General features: G+C 60.0%; 27 protein-coding genes. 2 read left to right on the top strand and 25 right to left on the bottom strand.

The genetic code is table 11. From position 1 onward, the window contains the following. Window positions 1-11 precede the first annotated feature (11 nt). The 19 genes from der to trmJ all read right to left on the bottom strand — a co-directional run bounded on the left by der (window position 12) and on the right by trmJ (window position 16,798). Entirely contained in the window at window positions 12-1,481 is a 1,470-nt protein-coding gene (gene der / locus AAGQ88_RS21365) for a ribosome biogenesis GTPase Der (protein WP_093463045.1), read from the bottom strand. 150 nt (window positions 1,482-1,631) lie between these two features. Beyond that, window positions 1,632-2,783: an outer membrane protein assembly factor BamB gene (gene bamB, locus AAGQ88_RS21370; RefSeq protein WP_285422469.1), complete on the bottom strand. Its 1,152-nt coding sequence runs from the start codon at window positions 2,781-2,783 to the stop codon at window positions 1,632-1,634. Then, on the bottom strand, window positions 2,776-3,417 hold the full coding sequence (locus AAGQ88_RS21375; RefSeq protein WP_285422470.1) for a tetratricopeptide repeat protein: 642 nt from the start codon (window positions 3,415-3,417) through the stop codon (window positions 2,776-2,778). Before AAGQ88_RS21375 ends, bamB begins: the two co-directional genes overlap by 8 nt. A gap of 36 nt (window positions 3,418-3,453) precedes the next feature. Further along, the gene (gene hisS, locus AAGQ88_RS21380; protein WP_342653494.1) at window positions 3,454-4,743 is read right to left on the bottom strand and encodes a histidine--tRNA ligase; all 1,290 of its coding nucleotides are present in this window, start codon (window positions 4,741-4,743) and stop codon (window positions 3,454-3,456) included. 21 nt (window positions 4,744-4,764) lie between these two features. Next, a complete protein-coding gene (gene ispG / locus AAGQ88_RS21385) occupies window positions 4,765-5,874 on the bottom strand; it encodes a flavodoxin-dependent (E)-4-hydroxy-3-methylbut-2-enyl-diphosphate synthase (protein WP_093463035.1) in 1,110 nt (369 codons plus the stop codon). Between the two features lie 3 nt (window positions 5,875-5,877). Then, window positions 5,878-6,909: a RodZ family helix-turn-helix domain-containing protein gene (locus tag AAGQ88_RS21390; RefSeq protein ID WP_342655856.1), complete on the bottom strand. Its 1,032-nt coding sequence runs from the start codon at window positions 6,907-6,909 to the stop codon at window positions 5,878-5,880. After that, on the bottom strand, window positions 6,909-7,667 hold the full coding sequence (pilW, locus tag AAGQ88_RS21395) for a type IV pilus biogenesis/stability protein PilW (protein WP_093463027.1): 759 nt from the start codon (window positions 7,665-7,667) through the stop codon (window positions 6,909-6,911). The genes AAGQ88_RS21390 and pilW overlap by 1 nt, the downstream gene beginning before the upstream one ends. 26 nt (window positions 7,668-7,693) lie before the next feature. Continuing rightward, window positions 7,694-8,842, bottom strand: a complete 1,149-nt coding sequence (gene rlmN / locus AAGQ88_RS21400; RefSeq protein ID WP_342653495.1) for a 23S rRNA (adenine(2503)-C(2))-methyltransferase RlmN — start codon at window positions 8,840-8,842, stop codon at window positions 7,694-7,696. Window positions 8,843-8,869: 27 nt separating this feature from the next. After that, a complete protein-coding gene (gene ndk / locus AAGQ88_RS21405) occupies window positions 8,870-9,295 on the bottom strand; it encodes a nucleoside-diphosphate kinase (protein ID WP_093463021.1) in 426 nt (141 codons plus the stop codon). Between the two features lie 90 nt (window positions 9,296-9,385). Further along, complete coding sequence (gene iscX / locus AAGQ88_RS21410) at window positions 9,386-9,586, bottom strand: Fe-S cluster assembly protein IscX (protein ID WP_342653496.1); 201 nt, start codon at window positions 9,584-9,586, stop codon at window positions 9,386-9,388. 13 nt (window positions 9,587-9,599) lie between these two features. Then, window positions 9,600-9,941, bottom strand: a complete 342-nt coding sequence (gene fdx, locus AAGQ88_RS21415) for an ISC system 2Fe-2S type ferredoxin (RefSeq protein ID WP_093463015.1) — start codon at window positions 9,939-9,941, stop codon at window positions 9,600-9,602. A gap of 3 nt (window positions 9,942-9,944) precedes the next feature. Next, on the bottom strand, window positions 9,945-11,807 hold the full coding sequence (gene hscA, locus AAGQ88_RS21420; protein ID WP_285422474.1) for a Fe-S protein assembly chaperone HscA: 1,863 nt from the start codon (window positions 11,805-11,807) through the stop codon (window positions 9,945-9,947). Window positions 11,808-11,853: 46 nt separating this feature from the next. Continuing rightward, complete coding sequence (hscB, locus tag AAGQ88_RS21425) at window positions 11,854-12,372, bottom strand: co-chaperone HscB (RefSeq protein WP_285422475.1); 519 nt, start codon at window positions 12,370-12,372, stop codon at window positions 11,854-11,856. An 8-nt stretch (window positions 12,373-12,380) separates the two neighbouring features. After that, window positions 12,381-12,704 carry an iron-sulfur cluster assembly protein IscA gene (gene iscA / locus AAGQ88_RS21430; protein ID WP_093463007.1) on the bottom strand — a complete coding sequence of 108 codons (324 nt, stop codon included), beginning with the start codon at window positions 12,702-12,704 and terminating at the stop codon, window positions 12,381-12,383. A gap of 51 nt (window positions 12,705-12,755) precedes the next feature. After that, a complete protein-coding gene (iscU, locus tag AAGQ88_RS21435; RefSeq protein ID WP_093463004.1) occupies window positions 12,756-13,142 on the bottom strand; it encodes a Fe-S cluster assembly scaffold IscU in 387 nt (128 codons plus the stop codon). A gap of 179 nt (window positions 13,143-13,321) precedes the next feature. Beyond that, window positions 13,322-14,536 carry an IscS subfamily cysteine desulfurase gene (locus AAGQ88_RS21440; protein WP_093463000.1) on the bottom strand — a complete coding sequence of 405 codons (1,215 nt, stop codon included), beginning with the start codon at window positions 14,534-14,536 and terminating at the stop codon, window positions 13,322-13,324. 44 nt (window positions 14,537-14,580) lie between these two features. Further along, a complete protein-coding gene (iscR, locus tag AAGQ88_RS21445) occupies window positions 14,581-15,072 on the bottom strand; it encodes a Fe-S cluster assembly transcriptional regulator IscR (protein WP_285422477.1) in 492 nt (163 codons plus the stop codon). Window positions 15,073-15,242: 170 nt separating this feature from the next. Then, on the bottom strand, window positions 15,243-16,025 hold the full coding sequence (gene cysE, locus AAGQ88_RS21450) for a serine O-acetyltransferase (protein WP_285422478.1): 783 nt from the start codon (window positions 16,023-16,025) through the stop codon (window positions 15,243-15,245). Next, the gene (trmJ, locus tag AAGQ88_RS21455) at window positions 16,025-16,798 is read right to left on the bottom strand and encodes a tRNA (cytosine(32)/uridine(32)-2'-O)-methyltransferase TrmJ (RefSeq protein WP_342653497.1); all 774 of its coding nucleotides are present in this window, start codon (window positions 16,796-16,798) and stop codon (window positions 16,025-16,027) included. Before trmJ ends, cysE begins: the two co-directional genes overlap by 1 nt. 237 nt (window positions 16,799-17,035) lie before the next feature. Between trmJ and suhB the strand changes: the two genes are divergently transcribed. After that, complete coding sequence (gene suhB / locus AAGQ88_RS21460) at window positions 17,036-17,851, top strand: inositol-phosphate phosphatase (protein ID WP_093462988.1); 816 nt, start codon at window positions 17,036-17,038, stop codon at window positions 17,849-17,851. Window positions 17,852-17,890: 39 nt separating this feature from the next. Here the strand turns inward: suhB and AAGQ88_RS21465 are convergent, their stop codons facing one another. After that, the gene (locus AAGQ88_RS21465; protein WP_342653498.1) at window positions 17,891-18,826 is read right to left on the bottom strand and encodes a LysR substrate-binding domain-containing protein; all 936 of its coding nucleotides are present in this window, start codon (window positions 18,824-18,826) and stop codon (window positions 17,891-17,893) included. A 135-nt stretch (window positions 18,827-18,961) separates the two neighbouring features. Between AAGQ88_RS21465 and AAGQ88_RS21470 the strand changes: the two genes are divergently transcribed. After that, entirely contained in the window at window positions 18,962-20,206 is a 1,245-nt protein-coding gene (locus AAGQ88_RS21470) for a cation:dicarboxylase symporter family transporter (protein WP_342653499.1), read from the top strand. Window positions 20,207-20,292: 86 nt separating this feature from the next. Here AAGQ88_RS21470 and AAGQ88_RS21475 read toward each other — a convergent pair whose 3' ends face one another. The 5 genes from AAGQ88_RS21475 to secD form a co-directional block, all read right to left on the bottom strand. After that, window positions 20,293-21,891, bottom strand: coding sequence for an argininosuccinate lyase (locus AAGQ88_RS21475; protein ID WP_342653500.1), 1,599 nt, complete (start codon window positions 21,889-21,891; stop codon window positions 20,293-20,295). Window positions 21,892-21,956: 65 nt separating this feature from the next. Continuing rightward, window positions 21,957-23,201, bottom strand: a complete 1,245-nt coding sequence (locus AAGQ88_RS21480; RefSeq protein ID WP_342653501.1) for an OprD family porin — start codon at window positions 23,199-23,201, stop codon at window positions 21,957-21,959. Window positions 23,202-23,420: 219 nt separating this feature from the next. Further along, on the bottom strand, window positions 23,421-23,966 hold the full coding sequence (locus AAGQ88_RS21485; RefSeq protein WP_093462975.1) for a glycine zipper 2TM domain-containing protein: 546 nt from the start codon (window positions 23,964-23,966) through the stop codon (window positions 23,421-23,423). A 115-nt stretch (window positions 23,967-24,081) separates the two neighbouring features. Then, on the bottom strand, window positions 24,082-24,993 hold the full coding sequence (secF, locus tag AAGQ88_RS21490) for a protein translocase subunit SecF (RefSeq protein WP_093462973.1): 912 nt from the start codon (window positions 24,991-24,993) through the stop codon (window positions 24,082-24,084). Window positions 24,994-25,002: 9 nt separating this feature from the next. Next, entirely contained in the window at window positions 25,003-26,871 is a 1,869-nt protein-coding gene (secD, locus tag AAGQ88_RS21495) for a protein translocase subunit SecD (RefSeq protein ID WP_093462970.1), read from the bottom strand. Between the last annotated feature and the right edge of the window lie 32 nt (window positions 26,872-26,903).

Here is a 26,903-nt window from a genome sequence, read left to right on the forward strand (position 1 = left end):
CCGTTACCGGATCAGCGCTTGTCCTTGCGCTTCTTCTCGGCTTTCTTGTGGTGCGACATCAAACGGCGCTTCTTGTTGACCTGACGGTCAGTCAGCGTGTTCTTGTTGCCTTCGTACGGGTTTTCCCCACCCTTGAACTCGATGCGGATCGGCGTACCGACCAGCTTGAGCACACGACGGTAGGTGTTTTCCAGGTAGCGCACGTAAGACTTCGGCACCTTCTCGACCTGGTTGCCGTGGATCACGATCAGCGGCGGGTTTGCGCCACCCAGGTGCGCATAACGCAGCTTGATCCGGCGACTGTTGACCATCGGCGGCTGGTGTTCGCTGACGGCGTCTTCGAGGATCTGGGTCAGACGGCTGGTCGGCCAGCGGGTGACGGCGGACTTGAACGACGCCTGCACCGATTGATACAGATTGCCGACGCCGGTGCCGTGCAGTGCCGAAATGAAGTGAATGTCGGCGAAGTCGACGAAGAACAGCCTGCGCTGCAGTTCGGTCTTCACGTAGTCACGTTCGCTCGGCTCCATGCCGTCCCACTTGTTCAACGCGATCACCAGGGCGCGGCCCGCTTCCAGTGCGAAGCCCAGCAGGTTCAAGTCATGGTCGACGACCCCTTCGCGGGCGTCCATCACGAAAATCACCACGTTGGCGTCTTTGATCGCCTGGAGGGTCTTCACCACCGAGAACTTCTCGACTTCCTCGTGGATCTTGCCGCGCTTGCGCACACCTGCGGTGTCGATCAGCGTGTACTTCTCGTCGTTGCGTTCGAACGGGATGTAGATACTGTCGCGCGTCGTGCCTGGCTGGTCATAGACGATGACCCGGTCTTCGCCCAGCATGCGGTTGACCAGCGTCGACTTGCCGACATTGGGACGCCCGATGATGGCGATCTTGATACCGTCTTTCTCGCTCGGGCCGGGAATACGCTTGGCTTCTTCACCCTCGGCGACGTCTTCGTCCTCGCCGTCTTCGGCTTCGTCCGCATCCTTGGGGAATTCGCGCAGCGCGATTTCCAGCATCTGGGTGATGCCGCGACCGTGTGCGCCCGCGATCGGGATTGCATCGCCCATACCCAGCGGCGCGAATTCGGCGCGGGCCATGTCAGGGTCGATGTTGTCGACCTTGTTGGCGATCACGTAGGAAGTCTTGTTGCGCTTGCGCAGGTGCTCGCCAATCATCTGGTCGGCGGCCGTGAAGCCTGCCTTGGCGTCAACGAGGAACAACACGACATCGGCTTCTTCGATGGCGAGCAGGGATTGCTCGGCCATTTTTTCGTCCATGCCGTGTTCGTCACCGGAAATACCGCCGGTGTCGATCAGAATGTAGGTACGCCCTTGCCACTTGGCCTCACCGTACTGGCGATCACGGGTCAGACCGGACAAGTCGCCGACGATGGCGTCGCGAGTCCTGGTCAGGCGGTTGAACAAGGTGGACTTGCCGACGTTCGGTCGACCCACCAGGGCGATTACGGGAACCATGCGGCTCTCCACTTCGTTATTTCAGAAAATACAAAAGCCGCTGCAAGGCAGCGGCCGGAGTTCGGAGCGGCACCCGAGGTGCCGTAGGCCCCGTGAAATCGGGGCCGCTCGAGGGAAGCCGCGACACGGCCCCTCAAGCATAGACAGCCACTACTTGATCGTCAGGGCTTCGAGCTTGCCGCTGTTACCGAAGACGTAAATGGTGTTGCCCGATACCAGCGGGCGTGCACGCAAGCCATCGCTGTCAATGCGCTCGCGCGCAACGAAGTGGCCATCGACCTGGCTGAGCAGGTGCAGATAACCTTCCATGTCGCCGACCGCTACGTAGCTGGAAAACACTTCCGGCGCGCCCAGTTGGCGACGTGCCAGCGAGTCGTTGCTCCACAGACCGGTGGAAGAACGCTCGTCGATGCCTTCGACCGTGCCGGTGGCCAGGGAAACGTAGACGCTGCCAAAGCCCTGGGCCACGCCTGAGTAGCTCGACGCATCACGCTGCCACAGCACGCGGCCGCTTTGCAGTTCCAGCCCGGCAACCCGCCCCTGATACGTGGCGACATACAGGGTATTGCCCGAGAGCAGCAGGCCGCCGTCGATGTCGACGACGCGATCCAGCTCGGAGCGACCTTGTGGAATCGCAACGCGTTGCTCCCACGCAGGCACACCGTTATTGATGTCGAGTGCCACGACCTTGCCCGTCGACAGACCGGCGATGGCCAGCTGATTGGTGACGATCGGAGCGCCCGTGCCACGCAGGGTCAGAACCGCGGGACTGCTTTCGTAGATCCAGCGCTGATCGCCGGTGGCAGCGTCGTAGCCGATCACGCGATCGTCCTGGGTCTGCGCGACCACGACATCACCGTTGGTGGCCGGAGCCGACAGCACTTCGCTGGTCGCTTTGGCTTTCCATTTCTGCTCGCCGGTGGCTTCGTCAAGGACGATGACTTCGCCACGCAGCGTGCCGAGCATGACCATGCCGTAGCCTACGCCGACCGCACCGGAGACCGGACGCTCGAGCTCTTTCTTCCAGACCACGTCGCCGTTGCTGCGGTTGATCGCCATGACCAGACCGTTGGCATCGGCGGCGTAGATGTTCTCGCCGTCGATCGCTGGAACCAGCATGTTGTAGATCTCGCCCTGACCGTCACCGACCGAACGACTCCACAGCTTCTGCAGGGACACTTCTTCCTTGAAATCGACCAGCTCGGCTGGAGGCAATTCCTTCTTGCTGTTGCTGCTGCAACCCGCGGCCAGAACGGCCAGAGCCAGCAATGCTGCATGTTTCCAACGAATCACGTCACGCATCCCCTTTCGCCAGATCGTCGAGCTTCATTTGCAGGCCACCCACTGCCGCTTCTTCGGAAAGCGCAGCTTTGGCCTTTTTGTAGGCAGCATAGGCGTCGTCGGTACGACCCAACTGAACCAGCAGGTCGCCACGCAGCTCTTCGCGGCTGGCAAGGAAGGCCTTGTCAGGCTGGCCGTCGAGCAGCTTCAGCGCGTCTTCAGCCTTGTTCTGTGCCGCGAGCACACGCGCCAGACGCTGGCGGGCGATTTCGCCCAGCGTTGCGTTGGCTGGCTTGTCGGTGACCGACTTCAGTTCGTTGGCTGCGTCATCCAGCTTGCCAGTGTCCACAGCGACTTTCGCCACGAACAGGCTGCCGTACTGGGCGTACGCCGTACCACCGAAATCGCTCTTCAGCTTGCCGGCAATTTCGGCCACGCGACCTGCATCAGCCTGGCCGCTGGGCGTCAGCGCGGTTTCCAGCAATTGCTGATACAGGGCCGAAGCACCTTGTGCCTGGTTGTTCTGATAGCGATGCCAGGCCTGCCAGCCCAACACCACGATAACCGCGAGCAGACCGCCGGTGACCAGGGGCTTGCCGTTACGCTGCCACCAGTCTTTTACCGCCGCCAGCTGTTCATCATCGGTACTCGACACCCCAATACTCCTATCTAATTCGGCTGTTTATCAGCTTCAACCCTGCACGATGCAGGCGGCCAGGTGCTCGGACAGAGCATCCCAGGCAATATTTTGTTGTTCACCCTGACCGCGCAGAGGTTTGACGCCCACCTCCTTGCGAGCCAGTTCCTCGTCACCGAGGATCAAGGCGTACAGTGCGCCGCTCTTGTCGGCCTTTTTGAACTGGCTCTTGAAACTGCCCGCGCCAGCATTGACCTGCAGACGCAGACCCGGCGCCTGATCACGCAGACGCTCGGACAACGCCAATGCTGCAAGCTCGGCGGCTTCGCCGAACGCACAGACGTAGACGTCGAGCGTACGGGAGATTTCTTCCGGCACCTGTTCCAGCGTCTCCAGCAGCAGCACCAGCCGCTCGATGCCCATGGCAAAACCGACGCCGGCGGTTGGCTTGCCGCCCATCTGCTCGACCAGGCCGTCGTAACGACCGCCCGCGCAAACGGTACCCTGAGCGCCCAACTGATCGGTCACCCATTCGAAAACGGTCTTGCTGTAGTAATCCAGGCCACGAACCAGCTTCGGGTTGATCACATACGGAATGCCTGCGGCGTCCAGACGCGCTTTCAGGCCTTCGAAGTGAACCCGGGACTCTTCGTCCAGATAGTCCGCCAGTTTCGGCGCGTCGACCAGAACAGCCTGGGTTTCAGGGTGCTTGGTGTCGAGCACACGCAACGGGTTGGTCTTCAACCGGCGCTGGCTGTCTTCATCCAGTTGATCGATACGGGCGGAAAGATAGGCAACCAGCGCTTCACGATAACGAGCGCGTGCTTCGCTGGTGCCCAGACTGTTGAGCTCAAGCTTGACCGCATTGCGGATGCCCAACAGGCCCCAGAGACGCCATGTCAGCACGATGAGCTCGGCATCGATGTCCGGACCGTCGAGGTTGAAGACTTCAACGCCAATCTGGTGGAACTGACGATAGCGGCCCTTTTGTGGACGCTCATGACGGAACATCGGACCGATGTACCAGAGTTTCTGGACCTGGCCACCACCGGTGATGCCATGCTCCAGCACCGCACGCACGCACGCAGCCGTGCCTTCAGGGCGCAGGGTCAGCGAGTCGCCGTTGCGGTCGGCGAAGGTGTACATCTCTTTTTCGACGATGTCGGTGACTTCGCCGATCGAGCGTTTGAACAGGTCGGTGAACTCGACGATCGGCATGCGGATCTGGCGATAGCCGTAGTTATCCAGCAAACGCGATACGGTGCCTTCGAAGTAGCGCCACAGCGGCGTCTGGTCCGGCAGGATGTCGTTCATGCCACGAATGGCTTGTAGAGACTTACTCACAAAAATTCCTTGGAAACTGGGTTAGCCGCGAACGATCAGCGCTGCGTCGGCCTGGGCCTTTTCGGCCGCTTTCTCACGGATCAAGCGCTCCAGCTCGTCCACGAGATTGTCATTGGTCAGCTTTTGCGATGGTTTGCCGTCGATGTAGATCAGGTTCGGCGTGCCACCGGTGAGACCGATATGGGCCTCCTTGGCTTCGCCCGGACCGTTCACCACGCAACCGATCACCGCGACATCCAGCGGGACCAGCAGATCTTCAAGGCGCCCTTCCAGCTCGTTCATGGTCTTGACCACATCGAAGTTCTGCCGCGAGCAGCTCGGGCAGGCGATGAAGTTGATGCCACGGGAACGCAGGTGCAGCGACTTGAGGATGTCGTAACCGACTTTGACCTCTTCAACGGGATCGGCGGCCAGCGAGATACGGATGGTATCGCCGATTCCTTCGGCCAGCAGCATACCTAGGCCGACGGCCGATTTCACTGTGCCTGAACGCAAACCACCCGCTTCGGTGATGCCAAGGTGCAAGGGCTGGACGATTTGCCTGGCCAGCAGGCGGTAAGCCTCCACTGCCATGAACACATCGGAAGCCTTGACGCTGACCTTGAAGTCCTGGAAATCGAGGCGGTCGAGGTGCTCGACGTGGCGCAGTGCCGACTCGACCAGCGCTGCGGGCGTAGGCTCGCCGTATTTCTTCTGCAGGTCTTTTTCCAGCGAACCGGCGTTGACGCCGATCCGGATCGGGATGCCGCGGTCGCGTGCCGCATCGACCACAGCACGCACGCGGTCTTCACGACCGATGTTGCCCGGGTTGATACGCAGGCAGTCGACGCCCAGCTCCGCCACACGCAGTGCAATCTTGTAGTCGAAATGAATATCGGCAACCAGTGGCACCTTGACCAGCTGCTTGATGCGCCCGAATGCCTCGGCGGCATCCATGTCTGGAACGGATACGCGGACAATGTCCACCCCGGCCGCTTCCAGACGATTGATCTGCGCAACGGTGGCGGCAACATCATTGGTGTCGCTGTTGGTCATGCTCTGTACAGCGATCGGCGCATCACCGCCAACCGGCACGGAGCCGACCCAGATTTTACGAGATTCGCGACGTTTGATCGGAGATTCGCCGTGCATGACTTATTGCCCTAGCTTCATGCGAGCCGTCTGGCCCGAAGTGAAAGGTGTGACGTCGACCGGCTGCCCGTTGTAGCTGACCTGTGCAGCGCGCGCCACGCCCAGGCGCACGGCCAGAGGCGGCTTGCCGCTGACGTCCACGCTGTCGCCGGAGCGCTTGAGGCCGCTGGTCAGCACCTTGCCGTTGCCATCGGTGACCTGGAACCAGCAATCGGCGCTGAACCGGATCTGAACCTGACCGAAACCGGCAGGCACCGGGGCCGCTTCCGTAGCAGCCGCAGCAGGTGCCTGAGCCGGAGCCGGCGTCGCCGCTACGGCAGGCGCGCCAGGCGTCGGTGCGGAGTGCGCAGGCACAGCCGGCGTTGCGGGCGTGCCATGGGCCGGCGCAGCCCCGGTTGCCGGAGCCGTTGTCACCGGTGCAGGCGTGTTCGGCGCGGTCGAAGTGGTCGGCGCAGAGGCGGAAGTGTCGCCGTTATTCAGGGGCAGCGGCTCGGGCTCGGCCTGGCCCTGAGCGACAGCCTGGTCTTCAGGTTCGTCGAGCGGATGAATCTGGGTGGTACCGTCGGCGCTTTCGACTTCGACGTGCTCCATGCCCAGATTGGTCGGCTCCTTGCCGCGCAGGGTGGCCTGATCCTGCCACCACACGAAACCGCCGCCGATCAAGGCGATGAGCAGCAGAAGACTGACGATTCGCAGGATGTTGTGCGACAGGCGCACCGGCTCTTCGATGCGACCAAGCGCATGAACATTGCTGCCCTTGCCGTCGGTGCCGGTGTACTGGTCGAACTCGTTGACCAGCGCGGCCTGGTCCAGACCCATCAATTTGGCGTACGCACGGATGTAGCCCCTGGCAAACGTGTGGCCGGGGAGCTTGTCAAAATCGCCTGCTTCCAGATAGCTCAGGGAAGTCACGGTGAGGTTCAGCCTCAAAGCCACATCTGGCAGCGACCAGTTTTTGCTCTCGCGAACCTGACGCAGTGTTTCACCAGGGTTCGAGCGAGTGGCTGCTACAACTTCGGGATGCGCCGCTTTCATCATTGCTCCGACAGGTATTGCTGATATTCCGGCGTACCGGGATAGAGTCTTTTTAGTAGCAGGCCATAACTGGCTGCCTTGTTGCGATCGTCATAGATCTTCGCCAGCCGCGTGCCAAGCAACAGACTACGTGCATTCTGCTCGCTCAACTGGCTGAAACGGTCGTAGTAGTCACGCGCCGGCACATAATGCCTGTCTTCGTAAGACAACTCAGCCATTTCCAGCAAAGCGCGCGGTTGTTGACGATCGAGTCGCAAGGCCTTGTCGAAATGCTCGCGAGCCGTTTCACGATCCCCCAGCATCAGGGAGGTCATGCCAAGGTTCTCGAATACCCGAGCCCGCTCGGCATAGAGGTTATCATCGGCAGCCTGCTCGAAGCGCTCATAAGCTTCCTTGTAACGCTTCTGCTCGTAGAGAAAGCCGCCGTAGTTGTTGAGGATCCGCGCATCCTTGGGACGGGCGGACAACGCCTTGGTGTAGTACTGATTGGCCAGTTCCGGCTCCATTTCAGCCTGGAACACCAGACCGAGGGCAGCATTGGCGTCGGCGTCGGAACTGTCCAGCTCCAGCGCTTTCTTCAGAGGCGCCTTCGCCCGCTCCATCTGTCCTTGCTGCAGGTAACCCAGCCCCAACTGCACATAAGCCTGACGAGCCTCTTCACGCCCCTTGCCTGTGCTCAGCGGATCAACGTTGCCGGTAGAAACACAGCCGACCAGCAATGTGGCAAGACACAGCAGCAGCGCAGCGCGCAGGGACATAGAGATCCTCTCAGTCAAATTCGCAGTCAGTTGCGGGCCGTGGCGACCTGAGCCCCTTCGGCCTCGGCGCTGAGTTCGCGCACGGCGATGTAGCGCTCGCTACGGCGGGTGCGATCCATCACCTGGCCGACCAGCTGGCCGCAGGCGGCGTCGATGTCCTCGCCACGCGTGGTGCGTACAGTGACGTTATACCCGGCGTGATGAAGCAGATCCTGGAAACGGCGAATCGCGTTATTGCTGGGACGCTCGTAACCCGAATGCGGGAACGGGTTGAACGGGATCAGGTTGATCTTGCAAGGGGTGTCCTTGAGCAGCTCGATCATTTCAACAGCGTGCTCAGGCTTGTCGTTGACGTCTTTGAGCAGGGTGTATTCGATGGTCAATACGCGCTTCTCGCCGAGGGCCGACATGTAATTGCGGCACGACTCGAGCAACACCTTGAGCGGGTATTTCTTGTTGATCGGCACCAGCTGGTTGCGCAGCGCGTCATTCGGCGCGTGCAGCGAAAGGGCCAGGGAGACGTCGATGTGCTTGGCAAGCTCATCGATCATCGGCACCACGCCAGAGGTGGACAAGGTCACCCGGCGCTTGGAGATGCCGTAGCCCAGGTCATCCATCATCAGATGCATGGCGGACACGACATTGTCGAAGTTCAGCAATGGCTCGCCCATCCCCATCATCACCACGTTGGTGATGGCACGGTCGATGGTGGCCGGGACACTGCCGAAGGATTTGTTGGCAATCCACACCTGGCCGATGACTTCGGCGGCGGTGAGGTTGCTATTGAAGCCTTGCTTGCCGGTGGAGCAGAAACTGCAGTCCAGCGCGCAGCCCGCCTGGGACGACACACACAAGGTGCCGCGTTTACCCTGCGGAATGTAAACGGTCTCGACGCAGCTGCCGGACGCCACGCGCACCACCCACTTACGGGTGCCGTCGCTTGAGATGTCCTCGCTGACGACTTCGGGACCACGAATTTCGGCTCGACGCTCGAGCTTTTCGCGCAGCGCCTTGCCGACGTTCGTCATGGCTTCGAAATTATCGACGCCAAAATGGTGAATCCACTTCATGACCTGACCGGCGCGGAAGCGTTTCTCCCCGATTGACTCGAAGAATTTTTCCATTTCCGGCTGGGTCAGGCCCAACAGGTTGATTTTGCCAGTTGTCTCAGTCATGGATTCACCCTCACTCGCAGCAGCAGCTTAGCGAGTGGTTACCTCGGTAGCAGCGAAGAAGTAAGCGATTTCGCGAGCGGCAGCGGCTTCGGAGTCCGAACCGTGGACGGCGTTGGCGTCGATGGACTCGGCGAAGTCAGCACGGATGGTGCCGGCAGCAGCTTCTTTAGGGTTGGTAGCGCCCATCAGCTCACGGTTGCGAGCGATAGCGTTTTCGCCTTCCAGAACCTGAACAACGACAGGACCGGAAGTCATGAAGGCAACCAGGTCACCGAAGAAACCACGGGCGCTGTGCTCAGCGTAGAAACCTTCTGCTTCGGCCTTGGACAGTTGCTTCATTTTCGAAGCAACGACACGCAGACCGGCGTCTTCGAAACGGGTGGTGATCTTGCCCACAACGTTTTTAGCAACGGCGTCAGGCTTGATGATCGAGAAAGTACGTTGAACAGCCATGGTGTAACTCCAGAAACAGTGATTGTTGCGAAAAATTAAACCCGCGAATTATACGCGGGTTCTGGTGTATTGCCTAACGTGCAAAGATGATCAGTCTATTTCATCGGCCCAGAGGGTCTGGACCGCTTCCAGTACCTTCTCGCCGACTCGACCGGATGTCTCGTCGAAATCCGGCAGTTGCCGGATCATCTGCTGCAGTTTGACGAAGCTGACCGAATAGGGATCGGTATCAGGATGAGCCTCGTGCAACTCTTCAGCGATGCGTTGTACGTCATTCCAACCGTAGCTCATGACAATCCCTCAGTCAGTGCGGCGCTTCGGCTGCATGGTTAAGCGAATATTTCGGAATCTCGACGGTCAGGTCTTCGGTGCCAACCTTCGCCTGACAGGCGAGACGAGACGTCGCTTCCAGACCCCAGGCACGATCAAGATAGTCTTCCTCCAGCTCATCGGCCTCCTCCAGCGAATTGAAACCCTCGCGGATGACGCAATGACAAGTGGTGCAGGCGCACACGCCGCCACACGCACTTTCCATCTCGATGTGGTGCTCGTGGGCCAGCTCAAGGATGGATATGCCCGGCTCGGCCTCGACCACCAGCCCGTCCGGACAGAACTCCTTGTGGGGCAGAAAAATGACCTGCGGCATCAGTTATTCCTCAATCTCATTCAGGTTGCGCCCCGACAACGCGGCTTTCACCGTCGAGTCCAGGCGGCGGGCGGCGAATGCATCGGTTACCTGCGACAGACGCTTGGTCTGCTGCTCGATAGCCGCGCCATCGGTGCCCTTCATCAATTCACGCAGTTCGTCCATCTGCAGCGCAATGACCATGCGCTCTTCGGCGTCGAGCAAACGCTCGCCGTCGGCTTGCAGCGCACCTTCCACGGCCTCGATCAGACGCTGGGCGTCGACCTGTTGCTCACGCAGAACGCGGGCCACCTTGTCGTCACCGGCATACTGGAAGGAGTCCTTGAGCATGCGTGTGATTTCGCCGTCGGTCAGGCCATAGGATGGCTTGACCTGAATGCTCGACTCGACGCCCGACGCCAGCTCGCGCGCCGAAACGCTGAGCAGACCATCGGCATCGACCTGGAAGGTGACGCGAATTTTCGCCGCGCCAGCGACCATCGCAGGGATGCCGCGCAAGTCGAATCGTGCCAGCGAGCGGCAATCGCTGATCAGCTCACGCTCGCCTTGCAGCACGTGAATCATCATCGCCGACTGGCCGTCTTTGTAGGTGGTGAATTCCTGAGCGCGCGCCACCGGAATCGTGGTGTTGCGCGGAATCACCTTCTCCATAAGGCCGCCCATGGTTTCAAGCCCCAGGGACAGTGGAATCACGTCGAGCAACAGCAGTTCACCGCCGTCACGCTTGTTGCCGGCCAGCGTATCGGCCTGAATCGCGGCACCGATGGCAACCACCTGATCCGGATCGATCTCGGTCAATGGCTGGCGCCCGAACAGTTCGGCCACCGCCTCACGCACGCGCGGCACGCGGGTGGAGCCGCCGACCATGACGACCGCCTCGATCTCTTCCAGCTCGATGCCACAGTCGCGAACCGCACGCCGACAGGCCTTCAGGCTGCGCGCGATCATCGGCTCGATCAGCGCGTCGAAAGCGGCGCGGGTCAGCACGCCGGACCACGAGCCATGAACGACGTCGACCGCGTCGGTGTCAGTCAAGGCTTCCTTGGCCGCACACGCAGTCTGCATCAGGCTGCGCTGAGCGGAAGGATCAAGATCGTCGGACAAACCGGCTTCAGCAATGATCCAGCTGGCGATGGCATGGTCGAAGTCGTCGCCACCCAGCGCGCTGTCGCCGCCGGTCGCCATGACTTCGAACACGCCGCCGGTCAGGCGCAGGATCGAGATATCGAACGTGCCGCCACCCAGGTCGTAAATCGCCACGACGCCTTCGGCATTCTGGTCCAGACCGTAGGCGACCGCCGCGGCCGTGGGCTCGTTGAGCAGGCGAAGGACCGTCAGCCCTGCCAGCTTGGCGGCATCTTTGGTCGCCTGCCGCTGGGCATCGTCGAAGTACGCCGGAACGGTGATGACCGCGCCGACCAGATCACCGCCCAGCGTTGCTTCAGCACGCTGACGCAACACTTTGAGGATGTCGGCCGAGACCTCGACCGGGCTTTTCGGCCCCTGGACGGTCTCGATGAACGGCATGTGCGACTCACCGCCGCTGAAGCGGTAAGGCAATTGCCCACCCAGATGCTTCACATCGGAGATGCCGCGACCCATGAGGCGCTTCACGGAGATGACGGTGTTGAGCGGATCGCTCGCGGCAGCATCCTTTGCCAACTGACCGACTTCGACGCGGTCGGCGTGATAGCGGACGGCCGAGGGCAGAATGACCTCTCCGTTCTGGTCAGGAAGCGGCTCGCTGATGCCGCTGCGCAGCGCAGCGACGAGCGAATTGGTGGTGCCGAGATCTATCCCGACGGCCAGACGGCGCTGATGAGGTTTTGGACTTTGGCCGGGTTCGGCGATCTGCAGTAGAGCCATTGCTTTTCTGATATCACTGGCGCGCCGCCCAGAAGGCGGCGCGGGGTTAATCGTCGAGGCGCTCTTCCAGCTGGCGCACTTCGTAGGAGAGCTTGTCGAGGAACTGCATGCGGCGCATCAGCCTTTCGGCCTGCTCACGCTGTGCAGCATCGTCCCAACAGGCCGCGAAGCTTTCGTTCAGTTCTTCCTGTGCAACCTTGAGCCGGCGTTTGAAAACGGCCACACCCTCCAGGTCCGCTTCATCCTGCAGATCCTCGAGCTCTTCGCGCCATTGCATCTGCTGCATCAGAAAATCGGGATCGTGCACGGTGACTTCCAGCGGAACCTCGCCCTTGAGGGCCAGCAGATAACGCGCTCGTTTCGGCGCGCTTTTCAAGGTCTGGTAGGCATCGTTCAGGCTTGCGGAGCGCTCCAGCGCAACACGCTGCTCAGACTCGGAAGCGTCGGCAAAGCGGTCGGGGTGCACGCTGCGCGCAAGTTCGCGATAACGCGAGGCAAGCGCGTCCAGATCCAGACGAAAACCCGGCTGCAAATCAAAAAGAGCGAAATGACAAGGAGTACCCACAATAAGCCTCAGACGTTGAAGCTTTCGCCGCAGCCACATTCACCGCGCGAGTTGGGGTTGTTGAACTTGAAGCCTTCGTTCAACCCTTCCTTGACGAAATCAAGCTCGGTGCCGTCCAGGTAGACAAGGCTCTTGGGATCGATGATCACCTTGACGCCATGTTGTTCGAACACCGTGTCTTCGCTTTCCGGCTGGTCGACGAACTCGAGCACGTAGGCCAGGCCCGAGCAACCGGTGGTACGAACGCCCAGACGAATGCCGTCACCTTTACCGCGCCCATCAAGGGAGCGACGCACGTGATTAGCGGCAGCTTCGGTCATGCTGATAGCCATCAGATCTCCTTACTTCACGCAAGTTACTTAACGCAGCTGGGTAAGACCTGCTTACAGCAGGCCTTTCTTCTGCTTGTAATCGTGAACGGCGGCCTTGATGGCGTCTTCAGCGAGTACCGAGCAGTGGATTTTCACTGGCGGCAAGGCCAGTTCTTCAGCCAGCTGAGTGTTCTTGATGGTTTCTGCCTCATCCAGCGTCTTGCCCTTCATCCACTCGGTGGCCAGGGAGCTGGAAGCGATGGCGGAGCCGCAGCCGTAGGTTTTGAACTTGGCGTCTTCGATGATGCCTTGCTCGTTGACCTTGATCTGCAGGCGCATGACGTCGCCGCACGCCGGAGCGCCAACCATGCCGGTGCCGACATCAGGATCTTCCGCGTTCATCTTGCCGACGTTGCGCGGGTTCTCGTAGTGGTCAATGACCTTTTCGCTGTAAGCCATGATTCGTTCCTTTCGTCATCAGGTGAGTCGCTCTCGCGACACTTCAACTACTGCGCTTGGTGATACTGCGTTGAAAACGGATGTCGATGCCTGACCAGAACCCTGGTTCTGCCCTTTACCCGTTTCGTCCTGCCTTCCCATCACTCGCTACGAAGTGCCGCTTCTGTGGCGACTTTGAATTAGTGCGCCGCCCACTCGATCTTGGAGATGTCGACACCGTCTTTGAACATGTCCCACAGCGGCGACAGAGCGCGCAGCTTGGTGACAGCCTCGCAGACTTTCTGCGCGGCGTAATCGATCTCTTCTTCGGTGGTGAAACGGCCGAAGGTGAAACGGATCGAGCTGTGTGCCAGCTCATCGTTACGACCCAGGGCACGCAGCACGTAGGAAGGCTCGAGAGAGGCCGAGGTGCACGCCGAACCGGACGAAACCGCCAGGTCCTTGAGCGCCATGATCAGCGACTCGCCTTCGACGTAGTTGAAACTGAGGTTCAGGTTGTGCGGCACGCGAGCGGTCAGGCTGCCGTTGACGTAGAGCTCTTCAAGGTGCTCGACCTGCTTGTAGAAACGATCGCTCAACGCTTTGATGCGCACGTTCTCGCTCGCCATGTCTTCCTTGGCGATGCGGAAGGCTTCACCCATGCCGACGATCTGGTGAGTCGCCAGGGTGCCGGAACGCATGCCGCGCTCGTGACCACCGCCGTGCATGGTGGCTTCGATGCGCACGCGCGGCTTGCGGCTGACGTACAGCGCGCCGATCCCTTTCGGACCATAGGTCTTGTGGGCGGAGAAGGACATCATGTCGACTTTCAGTTTCGACAGGTCGATTTCGACCTTGCCGGTGGACTGAGCCGCATCGACATGGAACAGCACGCCGCGCGAACGGGTCAGCTCGCCAATCGCAGCGATGTCGTTGACGGTGCCGATTTCATTGTTCACGTGCATGATCGAAACCAGAATGGTGTCGTCACGCAGAACCGCTTCGATCATGGCCGGAGTGATCAGACCGTCTTCGGTCGGGTCGAGGTAAGTGACCTCGAAACCTTCACGCTCAAGCTGGCGCATGGTGTCCAGGACAGCCTTGTGCTCGATCTTGCTGGTGATCAGGTGCTTGCCCTTGGTGGAATAGAAATGCGCCGCGCCCTTGATGGCGAGGTTGTCCGATTCAGTAGCACCGGAAGTCCAGACGATTTCACGCGGATCGGCGTTGACCAGATCGGCGACCTGACGACGTGCGTTCTCGACCGACTCTTCAGCCTTCCAGCCAAAAACGTGGGAGCGCGAAGCCGGGTTACCGAAATTGCCATCAACCAGCAGGCAATCGCTCATCTTCTGCGCAACACGCGGGTCGACCGGGGTCGTCGCGGAATAATCGAGGTAAATCGGCAATCTCATTGAATATCTCCTATCGGGCAGGCGCGCCGCGCGTTCATCTGCGTTCACTCAACGGCGGATGTTTCAATCTTGTCCAGTTGCTGCATCTTGCTACCGCAACGACGCAGGTCCTGGCGTTGGGCGACTTCCTGCACTTCACGGCGAGTGACGAGGTCGGCCAGGCTGATACCGCTTAGAAATTCATGAATCTGCTGGCTGAGATCGCACCACAAGTGGTGGGTCAGACAGGTGTCACCCGCATGGCAATCACCGAGCCCCTGACAGCGCGTCGCATCGACGGATTCGTTGACCGCATCGATGACCTGAGCGACCTGAATACCCTGCATGTTGCGGGACAGCTGATAGCCACCGCCCGGCCCACGCACGCTGGACACCAGATTGCTGCGGCGCAGCTTGGCGAACAGTTGCTCGAGGTAAGAAAGGGAAATCCCTTGCCGCTCGGAGATATCGGCCAGAGACACTGGCCCATGCTGCGCGTGCAACGCCAGATCAAGCATGGCAGTTACAGCGTATCGGCCCTTTGTAGTCAGTCGCATGACGTGTACCGCGGAGGTTCGGAATGAGAGCGAGTATGCTATTTCCGAGTATTTAAGTCAACTATAAGACCTAGTGAAACAGTCGGGATTACCCGCAAAAGCGCGGCGGCATGATAGCAAACGCCGGACTGAAATGGGATGCCCGCGTTTACTATACCGCGCCGCCCTTTTCAGTCCTGGACGACTTTGGTCTCAGTGCGTTCCTTGATGCAGTCGAACACTTCCTGGCGCAGCTCCGGAAGCTCTTTCTCCCGGTATTCGCAGCCAAGGCTCTTGAGCGCCTTGCCCATGTCTTCCATGCGCACATCCACTGCCTGAAGATGATCCAGCAACTGGCCGATCGCCCTGGCCACCGGGTCGGGCATGTCCTCGCTGACGCCATAGGCATCGAAACCCAGCTTCTCGGCTATGGCCTTGCGCTTGGCTTCGGCGTCATCGTCGGATTTGACGATGATGCGCCCCGGAATGCCGACCACGGTCGCACCTGCGGGCACGGGCTTGGTCACCACGGCATTGGAACCCACCTTGGCGCCAGCCCCCACCGTGAACGGCCCGAGCACTTTGGCGCCCGCCCCCACCACGACACCGGACTCAAGCGTGGGATGGCGCTTGCCTTTATTCCAGCTCGTGCCGCCCAGGGTCACGCCCTGATAAAGCGTCACATCGTCGCCAATCTCGGCGGTCTCGCCAATGACGATGCCCATGCCGTGATCGATGAAGAAACGCCTGCCGACCTTGGCACCGGGATGAATCTCGATACCGGTCAACCAGCGACCGAAATTGGAAACCATGCGCGCAGGCCACTTCAGGTCCTTGCGCCACAACCATCCGGATAACCGATGCAGCCAGATCGCGTGCATACCGGGATAGCAGGTCAGCACCTCAAACGCGTTGCGGGCCGCCGGGTCACGGTGAAACACACTTTGAATATCTTCTCGCAGGCGCTCGAACATCACTGATCCTTCCGCTTGTAGGGCTCACCGTTGGCCGCTTTCTGGGTTTCGGTGAGGATGCCACGCAAAATGCTCATTTCAGATCGATTGACAGCCGAGCGTCCGTAGAGCCGACGCAGCCGGGCCATCAGATGGCGAGGCTTCTCCGGATCGAGGAAGCCAATGTTTACAAGTGTGGCTTCCAGATGCTCATAGAATTTCTCCATCTCATCCATTGTCGCAAGCTCGGTGCTGCGTACCGAGTTCACCTCGAATTTTTCGACCTTGCTGGCCTGCCCTTCAACCGCCAGCCACGACATACGCGTCTCGTAACTCAATACCTGAACAGCGGCCGCAAGGTTCAGGGAGCTGAACTCGGGATCGGACGGAATATGCACGTGGTAGTGACAACGTTGCAGCTCTTCGTTGGTCAGTCCTGCGTACTCGCGACCGAACACCAGCGCGACTTCCTCGCCGAGTGCCGCGTGCTCCACGGTTTTGTTGCCGGCCTCGCGAGGGTCGAGCAATGGCCAGGGAATGCGGCGATCACGCGCGCTCGTGCCCATGACCAGGCTGCAGCCGACCAGCGCTTCTTCCAGCGTGGCCACGACCTGGGCGTTCTCCAGGATGTCGCTGGCACCGGACGCCCGGGCGTCGGCATCGTGGTGCGGAAACATCGCGGGATCAACCAGCACCAGACGCGAAAGCCCCATGTTCTTCATGGCACGGGCAGCGCCACCGATATTTCCCGGATGACTGGTGCCGACCAGGACGACACGAATATTTTGCAGCAATGGTGTGGTCTCGCTAGCAGGTGAAAAGGGGGACGAATCTTACAGAAGGGGCCGGGGCAACGCCACGAACCCTTGCGTATTGTGCGTTACATACACCCTTGCACGGCCGCAGACCAGCCCGTCTTTGTTCTCCTGTGCGCCGACCGGACGCATGGCAAAAGCTGCGCTCGCGCTGGAAATCATCGACAAGAACCCATAGAATGCCCGGCTCTCTTTAACGACCTAGGTGATACATCCATGCAGCCCATGCTGAATATCGCGCTGCGCGCCGCCCGCAGCGCCAGCGAATTGATTTTCCGCTCCATCGAGCGCCTGGATACCATCAAGGTCGATGAAAAAGACGCGAAAGACTACGTCACCGAAATCGATCGCGCAGCAGAGAAGACCATCGTAGACGCTCTGCTCAAGGCCTACCCTACTCACGGCATCCTCGGCGAAGAAAGCGGCCTGCACGAAGGCAGCGGCGAAGGCGCCGATTACCTGTGGGTCATCGACCCGCTGGACGGCACCACCAACTTCGTTCGCGGCGTTCCGCACTTCGCGGTCAGCATCGCCTGCAAATACCGTGGCCGCCTGGAACACGCCGTTGTTCTGGATCCGGTCCGTCAGGAAGAGTTCACCGCCAGCCGTGGCCGCGGCGCCCAGCTCAACGGTCGCCGTCTGCGCGTCAGCCCGCGCAAGAGCCTCGAAGGCGCGCTGCTGGGCACAGGTTTCCCGTTCCGCGAAAACCAGCTCGACAACCTCGAAAACTACCTGAACATGTTCCGTTCGCTGGTCGGCCAGACCGCGGGTATCCGCCGCGCTGGCGCAGCCAGTCTGGACCTGGCGTACGTGGCTGCCGGTCGTTTCGACGCGTTCTGGGAATCGGGCCTGTCGGAGTGGGACATGGCTGCCGGCGCCCTGCTGATTCAGGAAGCAGGCGGTCTGGTGAGCGATTTCAATGGCGGGCATGACTTCCTTGAAAAAGGTCACATCGTTGCGGGCAACACCAAGTGCTTCAAAGCCGTACTGACCTCGATCGCGCCATACGTGCCTGCATCGCTGAAACGCTAAGCGTCTCGCAGTAAAAAAACCGGCCCTGTGCCGGTTTTTTTATGGGCGCTGTAGCGCTTTGCGCCCACTCAATTCGCGCGACAGGTCGATGAAATTCTCCAGCGGCGGCAATTGATTGAAACTGCGACAGACCAGCGTGACCGGCGCATGCAGCCGCGGTCGGCCGCCGCTGATCCTGCAATAGACGACGCTGTCCTTGTGCACATCCTTCATTGAGGCAGGCACGATGGAAATTCCCGCCCCTGCGGCGACCAGGCTGACGTTGGTGAGCATGCGCTCGACTTCGAACGCGATCCTGGGATTGAACCCGGCGTTCTGGCAGGCCGTGATGAGGTTGGCGTACATGCCCGGCGCACCGGGACGACGCACGAGAATGAACGGCTCGTCCGCCAGGCTCGTCAGCGCAATGACAGGCATCGGGTCTTGCGCAGCGTGATCTGCCAGCAAACGATGCCCGACGGGCAACGTCAGCAGCATCTCTTCATTGAGCAGCCGATGAAACTCGATGCTTTGATGGCCGCCGACGGGTGCGCGCAGAATGCCCACGTCCACGCCGCCGTCGATGGCCGCCTCGGTCAGCTGCTGGGCGCTGCCCTCCTTCAGCGAAACGGCCACACCCGGAAAACGCTCGCGAAATGCTCGAATGATTTGCGGCGTCAGCGGATGCGCCGCTGCCGAGCTGGTGAAACCGATGCACAGTTGCCCTTCGATGCCATGCGCCGCGCGGGAGGCCTTGAGCGAACCTTCCTTGACTCGCGCCAGAATGTCCTGCGCCTCTTGCAGGAACACCAGCCCGCCCGCCGTCAGATCGACACCTTTGGGGTGGCGCTTGAACAGATCGAAGCCCAGCTCATCTTCCAGCGCACGAATCTGTTGACTGAGGGGCGGCTGTTGCATGTTGAGACGCGCAGCGGCGCGGGTGAAATGCCGCTCTTCGGCCACCATGACGAAATAGCGCAGATGACGAAGCTCCATGGTGGTCTGTCCCGCAACAAGGTTTTATGATTGCCGCCCGGTCGATGCGACATTGGCAGGCAAGCGTGCCCAATCCCCGAGGGGCTGGCAAGGCACGCCCATAACAATAAATACGCTGAAATTCCCGGGACACCGATGCCCACACGACTTCTGCACAGCGCCGCTCTGCAACTGCTTCTGGCCATTGCCTGCGGCGCGTTGCTGGGCCTTTTCGAGCCGCCGATTGCGGTCGAAATGAAACCCCTGAGCGATGGTTTCATCCGCATCATCGGCTGGATCATGCCGTTCATGATGTTTCTGCTGATTGCCTCTGGAGTGGCCAGCCTTCAGGTGAGGCAACGGGGGCTGGCCCGCAAGATTCTTGTTTATTTCCAGACGATGACGCTGCTGGCCCTGCTGCTCGGGTGTCTGATTGCCGAACTCCTTCAGCCCGGCGCAGGTATGGGAGCCGAGCCGTTGCAGATCCCGCTGGCGCCGTTGGAAAGCGAAACGGCGCGCACCGCTTTTTCCTGGTCTGCGATGGGCACGGTGCTCGGCCGCGCGGTCACACAGAATCCGATCCTGCAGATCATGCTCGCCGGCCTGCTGACTGGGGCATTGATCGCCCGCGCCAAAGGGCACCCAGCGGCCGACGCCTTGCGTAATCTGCTTGAGAAAACCGTGGCGGTGTTGTTCAGCGTGCTGAAACTGATACTCAGGTTTGCGCCGCTCGCGGCCTTTGGCGCCATTGCTTACACGATCGGCAAGTTCGGTCCGGCTTCCGCGATGCCGCTGCTGAAATTCGTGGCAGTGATGTATCTGGCCAGTGCCCTGTTCGTGTTGCTGATCCTGACGCCTGTCGCCCAGGCGTCCGGCGCCTCGATCTGGCAGCTGATCGTGTACCTCAAGGACGAACTGCTGCTGGTGACCTTTACCGGTTCTTCGGTTGCCGCACTGCCGGGCCTGATCGAGAAAATGCAGAATCTGGGCTGCAACCCGCAACTGGCCCGTCTGGTGCTGACGACGGGTTACACCTTCAATTTGAACGGCTCGAACCTTTATCTGATGGTGGCTGCGGTGTTTTTAGCGCAACTGTCGGGCGTTCATCTGAGCGGGGAACAGATACTGACCTTGCTGCTGATTACTCTGGTGACCTCACTGGGTTCGACCAGCATGGCGGGCTCGGCTTTCTTCACCCTCATCGCAACCCTCAATCTGTTTCATGCGATACCGCTGGAAAGTGCAGGACTTCTGTTGGGCGTGGAGCGCTTGATGAAGTGTCGCGTGCTCACCAACGTGCTCGGCAACTGCGTGGCGTGCCTGGCCATCGCGCGCTGGCAGAAGGCTTTGGATCGAGAAACCATGAGCGACGTGATCCAGCTTCCGATCCATCGGAGCTGAATGTGCAGGAGCGTATTTGGTGGGCGTCAGCCTGGTACGGGCGGCCCACTCCCATAGGCGCGCCGGCCTGCGGGAGTGGGAATGAGTCAACCCTTGGACGACAGCAGCTTCTCGAAAGCCCGGTCCAGATTGCCTTCGGCCTGCGTCAGTTTTTCCCTACGCTCCCGCAACCAGGTCTGATCCGCTTCCAGCGTCTTGTGGGCTTCGGCCAGCATTCGCTTGACCTCCTGCGGCTGCGGGCCACCGGTGCCCTTGCGGGTTTTGACCATGTCCTCCGGGGATAACGCAGCGCGGAACGTCGCCTCGTCCAGAGGCAGTGAATTGGGCTTCCATTCGTACTTGTCAGCCGCCTTCGCATACAGCTTCTGTGCATCGGCGTAGGGAAACGTCTTCGGCGTCAGGCCTTCGCTTCGCGCCTGTTCGACGATCATCGACGCAAAGCTGTGACCGATGCGGAACGGCACTTTCTGCGTGCGCTCCAACGTGTCGGCCAGCTCCATCGAGGTGGTCCATTCGTTTTCCAGCTCTTCCCGTGCGCGTTGCGGATTGACCTGTAGCGCGTCGAACACCGCGTCCATTGCCGCGAACATCTCTTTGGTGGAATCGAAGACGCCCAACGAGTCGAAGGCGAACTTGTAGTCGGTCATGCCGGTGGTCACATTGTGCGCACGCAAGGTCACGGTCTGCGCCAGCCCGACCACATCTGACGCACTCTCGCGGGCGCGCATCAGCAGTCCCGGATTGCGTTTTTGCGGCATGGCGCTGCTGGTGTAGGTTTTTTCTTCATCCAGCAGCAGCCAGGGACGAATCTGATGGTATTGCGTGTGAATGTCGCCAATCATCGCGCCCACGCGAATCGCCGAAGAAGACGCAATATTGGCCGCCTCGATCGGAATGTCGTAAGTCGACACCTGACTGGAATCCAGTGAGTTCTCGCGCACCCCGTCAAAGCCCAGCAACTGAGCCAGTCGTTCGCGATTCAGGGGGTAGGCCGAATTGGCAAGCACCGCCGTGCCCATCGGGCTCTGGTTCAGGCGCTGATACAGCTCGCGAATACGCTGACCGTCGCGATCGAATGCAGCCTCGAACGCCAGCAAATAGTGCGCGTAGCTGATCGGCATCGCCTGCACGCCATTGGTGTAGGCCGGCACGAGGGTATCGACGTTCTTGTCGGCCAGATCCAGAAGGCGCTTGCGCGTTGCATTCATGGCTTCGCTGTAGGCCAGCACGTCCGAGCGCAGTTTGGCCAGTCGGTACGTGGCGAGCATGTCCTGACGACTCCGACCGGAATGAATCAGCGAGCCCTCCGGGCCGATCTTGTCGGTCATGATCTGTTCGAGCTGGAGCACATCGCTTGGGCGTTTACCGTTGGGCTGATCCGCCTGATCGATGGCATAACGCACACCCGTGGCGATCTTCTGGCCCATTTCCGGCTTGACGATGCCCTCCTCGGTCAGCATGACGATCGAGGCTTTGTTGATCCGGTTCAGCCAGGAAAACTGACTTTCCGTCTTACTGCCCGCGGATTTCGATTTGTCGACCGTGGCACCGATTTTTGCCGCCTGCGCGGCGCACTGTTCCGTGGTCGCGCAGGGCAGCTCTGCGGTATTGGCCGCGTAGGCGCCGTAACTGTTGAACAGGGCGAAGGCGACAGCCAGGTGGATCAGGGTTTTTCTTGTTGGCATTGCGGGCTCCGTTGCGGCGATCGCCGAGAATGAGCGTTGTCGGGAAGTTGCTGAAATCAAAAGACTCAGAGCAGCGGCAGCGTGTAGCTGACGATGACGCGGTTCTGGTCAATGTTGTTGCCGCCGTTGCTGCGATAGCTGCCGTTGCGCCACGTCAACTCGAGGTTCTTGAGCACGCCGCTCTGGAACACATACGCAATGTCTGTGTTGCGCTCCCACTCGGTGCCCTCCTCGCTTGCGCGAGCAAAGTGGTCACCTTTGAGATAGCGAGTCATGAACGTCAGGCCCGGGACGCCGACGGTTGCGAAGTCGTAGTCATAGCGCGCCTGCCATGACCGCTCTTCGGGGTTGGCGAAGTCCGGCGAGATCATCACGTAGTTGACGAGGAAGGAGTCCGTGCCGGCCAGGTGCGGAAAACCTGTTTCGCCATTCATGCGTTGATAGGCCACGCCGAAACCGTGGCCGGCGATGCTGTAAGTGAACTTCGCGCCGACCGCCGTGTTGTCGATATTGGAGTTGCCATCTTTGAGGGAGCGCGCATACCGCAGATCACTTTTGATGGACTGTGATTCGCTCAGCGCCAGGTCATGCACCAGCGTGACGATGTGCTGTTTGTAGTTGTTCTCCAGGCCGCCGTAGTTATAAGACGTGGTGAGGCCTTTGGCCCAGTTGTAACTGGCACTGGCGAAATCGAAAGAATCACTTGGGCGCCCGCCTTTGATGCCCTTGGCTTCCGCTTCGATGTCTTCATGGCCGCTGTCATTGCGCTCGGTGTTGCTGGTCAGGCGACCGATATTGACGGTGGTGTCGGCAAGGTCTTTGGAGGTCAGCTGCGCGCCGCGAAACGTCTGTGGCAACAAGCGACCGTCATTGGGCAAGACAGTCGGCAGCCTGGGCATCAAGGTTCCCACCCGCAGCACGCTCTTGGAAATCCGGGCTTTGGCAGTAATCCCCGAACGGCCGTAGTCATCGGGAGCTTTCTCGTCACCGACAGGCAGCAGGCCGGTGTTGCGCCGGTCAGGTCCGGAGTCCAGTTTGAGGCCGAAAAGTCCGAGAGCATCGACGCCAAATCCCACCGTGCCGTCGGTAAAGCCGGACTCGTAATTAAGAATCAGGCCTTGGGCCCACTCGTCGCGTTTGGACTGGCTCGCGCCGTCTTGTCGGTAATCGCTGTTGAAGTAGAAGTTGCGAAATTCGAGGTCTGCTTTGCTGTCTTCGAAAAAGTCCGCTTCCGCGAAACCGGGAAAGGCGAGACTCAGTCCAAGGGCCGTAACAGAGGTAAGGCCGAGAGATACAGGGCTTTTATGCATTATTGTTCCCGCTTGGCGTATCTGTTTTTATTAGAGTTGTTGAGGCGGGCTGGCTTGAGAAACCCAGGCGTCCACCACAAAAAAAGCTTACGCGGCGGGTAATCAAATTTAAAATATATAGTTACTACCGACTCCAGACTTATCGGATATGGTCTTATTTCGGGCAAAAAAAAACACCCCGGTGAGGGGGTGTTTTTTCAGAATAGCCGGATGTGACGGTTATTGACCGGCCTGACTTAACTCCAGTTGACCGTCCTTGTTGACGGGGATCTGGCTGCCAGGGTCGCGATCCATACGTACCTGACCAACCTTGTCGTTCAACTTGTACTTCACGTTGTAGCCAACGACCTTGTCACTGATGTCGTTAACGGTATTGCAGCGGCTTTCAGTGGTGGTGTAAGTATCGCGGTTCTGCATGCCTTCCTGAACCTTGTTGCCCGCGTAACCACCGCCAACGGCGCCCGCCACGGTTGCGATTTTCTTGCCAGTACCGCCACCTACCTGGTTACCGAGCAGGCCACCCGCTACGGCACCGATAACGCTGCCCACAATCTGATGCTCATCTTTCACCGGAGCGCGATGGGTGACCGCGACATCCTTGCACACCTGACGAGGGGTTTTGATTTGTTCTTTAACAGGCTCGACGGCGAGTACATCGGCATACTCTGGGCCGCTTTGTTTTACGAGGCTATAGGTGGCCAAAGCACCACCGGCAGTCACACCGACAGCACCCAATACTGCACCAACTAGCAACGACTTGTTCACGTGAACCTCCTGACCATATTCAGCGCAATTGCTCGCGCTACTCCCAGCCTTGGAGCACAAAAAAAAGCGCGAGTTCACACTCGCGCTTTTTTAAGGGATGACCGGTCAGCCATCGTCAGGGACGATCGTCGACCTTCTCGGTCGTCACTGGTGGCAGCAGGTCTTCAGTGCTCAGGTTGAGCCAGATCAGTACCACGTTGGCGATGTAGATCGACGAGTAGGTACCGGCCAGAACGCCAATGAACAGCGCGACCGAGAAACCGTGCAGGCTGTCGCCACCGAAGATCCACAGCGCCACGATGGCCAGCAGCGTGGAGATCGAAGTCGCCATGGTCCGCAGCAGCGTCTGGGTGGTCGAAATGTTGATGTTTTCGATCAGCGACGCTTTGCGCAGCAGGCGGAAGTTCTCGCGGACACGGTCGAATACCACGATCGTATCGTTGAGTGAGTAGCCGATGATCGCCAGCACGGCGGCCAGCACGGTCAGGTCGAACGTCACCTGGAAGAACGACAGAATACCCATCGTCACCACCACGTCGTGGATCAGGGAAACGATGGCGCCGACTGCGAATTTCCACTGGAAGCGGAAGGCCAGATAGATCAGCACGCCACCCAGCGCGAGCAGCATGCCGATGCCGCCCTGATCGCGCAGCTCTTCGCCCACTTGAGGGCCGACGAACTCGACGCGCTTGACCGTTACCGGGTTGTCAGCGCCGGTGCGACGCAGCGCCTCGGCCACCTGAGCGCCCAGCTGCGGGTCCTCACCCGGCATACGCACGAGCAGGTCGGTGGTCGCGCCAAAACTCTGCACGATGGCTTCGTGATAACCCGAAGACACCAGCTCCTCGCGCACCTTGCCCAGATCGGCAGGACGCTCGTAGGTCAGCTCGATCAGCGTACCGCCGGTGAAGTCCAGACCGAAGTTGAGCCCTTTATGGAACCAGCTGAACAACGCCAGTACGGTGAGGAGCATGGTGATGGCGAACGCAACGTTGCGAACGCCCATGAAGTTGATGGTACGTTTCATGGCAGCCCCTTAAATCCACAACTTCTTGAAGTCACGACCGCCATAGATCAGGTTGACGATTGCACGCGTCACCATGATGGCTGTGAACATCGAGGTAAAGATCCCGAGCGACATGGTCACGGCGAAACCTTTGACCGGGCCTGTGCCCATGGCATACAGAATGCCGCCGACCAACAGCGAGGTCAGGTTGGCGTCGAGAATCGCGGTGTAGGCGCGGTCAAAACCTTCGTTGATCGCACGCTGCACGCTCATGCCGTTTGCCAGCTCCTCACGAATACGCGAGAAGATCAGCACGTTGGCATCGACCGCCATACCCATCGTCAACACGATACCGGCGATACCCGGCAGGGTCAGCGTTGCGCCCAGCAGCGACATCAGTGCCAGCAGCATGACCATGTTGAAGGCCAGCGCAACCGTCGCGATCAGACCGAAGAAACGGTAGATGGCGAGGATGAACAGCGAGACGAACAGCATGCCCCACAGGGATGCATGCACACCCTTGGTGATATTGTCGGCACCCAGGCTCGGGCCAATGGTACGTTCTTCGGCAAAGTACATCGGTGCCGCCAGACCACCGGCACGCAGCAGCAACGCAAGTTCCGACGACTCACCCTGACCGTTCAGGCCGGTGATGCGGAATTGCGCGCCCAGCGGCGACTGAATGGTCGCCAGGCTGATGATCTTCTTCTCTTCCTTGAACGTCTGAACCGGCACGTCCTTCTCGACGCCGTCCACAACCTGCCTGGTGTAGGTGGTGGTCGGTTTCTGCTCGATGAAGATCACGGCCATGCTGCGACCGACGTTGGCGCGCGTCGCGCGGCTCATCAGATCACCGCCATGACCGTCCAGCTTGATATTCACCTGCGGACGACCGTGCTCGTCGAAGCCAGCCTTGGCATCGGTCACCTGATCACCGGTGATGATCAAACCACGCTCGACCGCTGCTGCAGGGCGACCGCCCTCGCGGAACTCGAACATCTCAGTGGTGGCCTTGGTGTCATCCGGGCCTGCGCCCAGACGGAACTCAAGGTTGGCCGTCTTGCCGAGAATACGCTTGGCTTCGGCGGTGTCCTGCACACCCGGCAGCTCGACCACGATACGGTTGGCGCCCTGACGCTGAACCAGCGGCTCGGCCACACCGAGTTCGTTGACACGGTTACGGACGGTGGTCAGGTTTTGCTTGATCGAATATTCGCGGATCTCGGCGACCTTGGCCTGAGTCATGGCCAGGCGCAGGATCGGCATCTCGCCACGATCGCTCATGGTGATATCGAAATCGCTGTAATCCTTGCGGATCAGAGCACGGGCCTGCTCGCGGGAATCCGTGTCACTGAAGCCCAGCTGAATGGCGCCATTGTCCTGAGGCAGGCTGCGATAGCGCAGTTTTTCCTTGCGCAGCAGGCTCTTCACTTCGCCTTCGTAGACATTCAGACGAGCGCTGAGCGCCTTGTCCATGTCGACTTCAAGCAGGAAGTGCACGCCGCCGGACAAGTCCAGACCCAGTTTCATCGGCGTAGCGCCGATGCTGCGCAACCATTTTGGCGTGGTTTGCGCCAGGTTCAATGCAACGACGTAGTCGTCGCCCAGCGCCTTGCGCGCGACATCTTTGGCTGGCAGCTGGTCTTCCTGCTTGGTCAGACGCAACAAACCGCCCTTGCCATTCTCGGCCAGAGACGCGCCCTTGACCGCGATGCCAGCATCGGTAAGCGCCTTGCTTACGCGATCCAGATCAGCCTGATTGACCTGCAGCGCAGTGCTTGCGCCGCTGACCTGAATAGCCGGGTCATCAGGGTAGAGATTGGGTGCGGAATAAATAAAGCCGATCACTAGCACTGCCAGGATCAGGATGTATTTCCACAGAGGGTATTTGTTCAACATCACGCCGCCTGCTTAGAACGCGGGGCGCCTTG

The organism is Pseudomonas sp. F3-2, from assembly GCF_038804275.1.
Taxonomy (GTDB): Bacteria; Pseudomonadota; Gammaproteobacteria; order Pseudomonadales; family Pseudomonadaceae; genus Aquipseudomonas.

Excerpts from the sequence above, each read along its gene's own strand:
- der (WP_093463045.1), bottom strand. The coding sequence starts at position 1,481 with ATGGTTCCCGTAATCGCCCTGGTGGGTCGACCGAACGTCGGCAAGTCC.
- bamB (WP_285422469.1), bottom strand. The coding sequence starts at position 2,783 with ATGCGTGACGTGATTCGTTGGAAACATGCAGCATTGCTGGCTCTGGCC.
- ispG (WP_093463035.1), bottom strand. The coding sequence starts at position 5,874 with ATGCACGGCGAATCTCCGATCAAACGTCGCGAATCTCGTAAAATCTGG.
- AAGQ88_RS21390 (WP_342655856.1), bottom strand. The coding sequence starts at position 6,909 with ATGAAAGCGGCGCATCCCGAAGTTGTAGCAGCCACTCGCTCGAACCCT.
- pilW (WP_093463027.1), bottom strand. The coding sequence starts at position 7,667 with ATGTCCCTGCGCGCTGCGCTGCTGCTGTGTCTTGCCACATTGCTGGTC.
- rlmN (WP_342653495.1), bottom strand. The coding sequence starts at position 8,842 with ATGACTGAGACAACTGGCAAAATCAACCTGTTGGGCCTGACCCAGCCG.
- ndk (WP_093463021.1), bottom strand. The coding sequence starts at position 9,295 with ATGGCTGTTCAACGTACTTTCTCGATCATCAAGCCTGACGCCGTTGCT.
- iscX (WP_342653496.1), bottom strand. The coding sequence starts at position 9,586 with ATGAGCTACGGTTGGAATGACGTACAACGCATCGCTGAAGAGTTGCAC.
- fdx (WP_093463015.1), bottom strand. The coding sequence starts at position 9,941 with ATGCCGCAGGTCATTTTTCTGCCCCACAAGGAGTTCTGTCCGGACGGG.
- hscA (WP_285422474.1), bottom strand. The coding sequence starts at position 11,807 with ATGGCTCTACTGCAGATCGCCGAACCCGGCCAAAGTCCAAAACCTCAT.
- iscA (WP_093463007.1), bottom strand. The coding sequence starts at position 12,704 with ATGGCTATCAGCATGACCGAAGCTGCCGCTAATCACGTGCGTCGCTCC.
- iscU (WP_093463004.1), bottom strand. The coding sequence starts at position 13,142 with ATGGCTTACAGCGAAAAGGTCATTGACCACTACGAGAACCCGCGCAAC.
- AAGQ88_RS21440 (WP_093463000.1), bottom strand. The coding sequence starts at position 14,536 with ATGAGATTGCCGATTTACCTCGATTATTCCGCGACGACCCCGGTCGAC.
- iscR (WP_285422477.1), bottom strand. The coding sequence starts at position 15,072 with ATGCGACTGACTACAAAGGGCCGATACGCTGTAACTGCCATGCTTGAT.
- cysE (WP_285422478.1), bottom strand. The coding sequence starts at position 16,025 with ATGTTCGAGCGCCTGCGAGAAGATATTCAAAGTGTGTTTCACCGTGAC.
- suhB (WP_093462988.1), top strand. The coding sequence starts at position 17,036 with ATGCAGCCCATGCTGAATATCGCGCTGCGCGCCGCCCGCAGCGCCAGC.
- AAGQ88_RS21465 (WP_342653498.1), bottom strand. The coding sequence starts at position 18,826 with ATGGAGCTTCGTCATCTGCGCTATTTCGTCATGGTGGCCGAAGAGCGG.
- AAGQ88_RS21470 (WP_342653499.1), top strand. The coding sequence starts at position 18,962 with ATGCCCACACGACTTCTGCACAGCGCCGCTCTGCAACTGCTTCTGGCC.
- AAGQ88_RS21475 (WP_342653500.1), bottom strand. The coding sequence starts at position 21,891 with ATGCCAACAAGAAAAACCCTGATCCACCTGGCTGTCGCCTTCGCCCTG.
- AAGQ88_RS21480 (WP_342653501.1), bottom strand. The coding sequence starts at position 23,201 with ATGCATAAAAGCCCTGTATCTCTCGGCCTTACCTCTGTTACGGCCCTT.
- secF (WP_093462973.1), bottom strand. The coding sequence starts at position 24,993 with ATGAAACGTACCATCAACTTCATGGGCGTTCGCAACGTTGCGTTCGCC.
- secD (WP_093462970.1), bottom strand. The coding sequence starts at position 26,871 with ATGTTGAACAAATACCCTCTGTGGAAATACATCCTGATCCTGGCAGTG.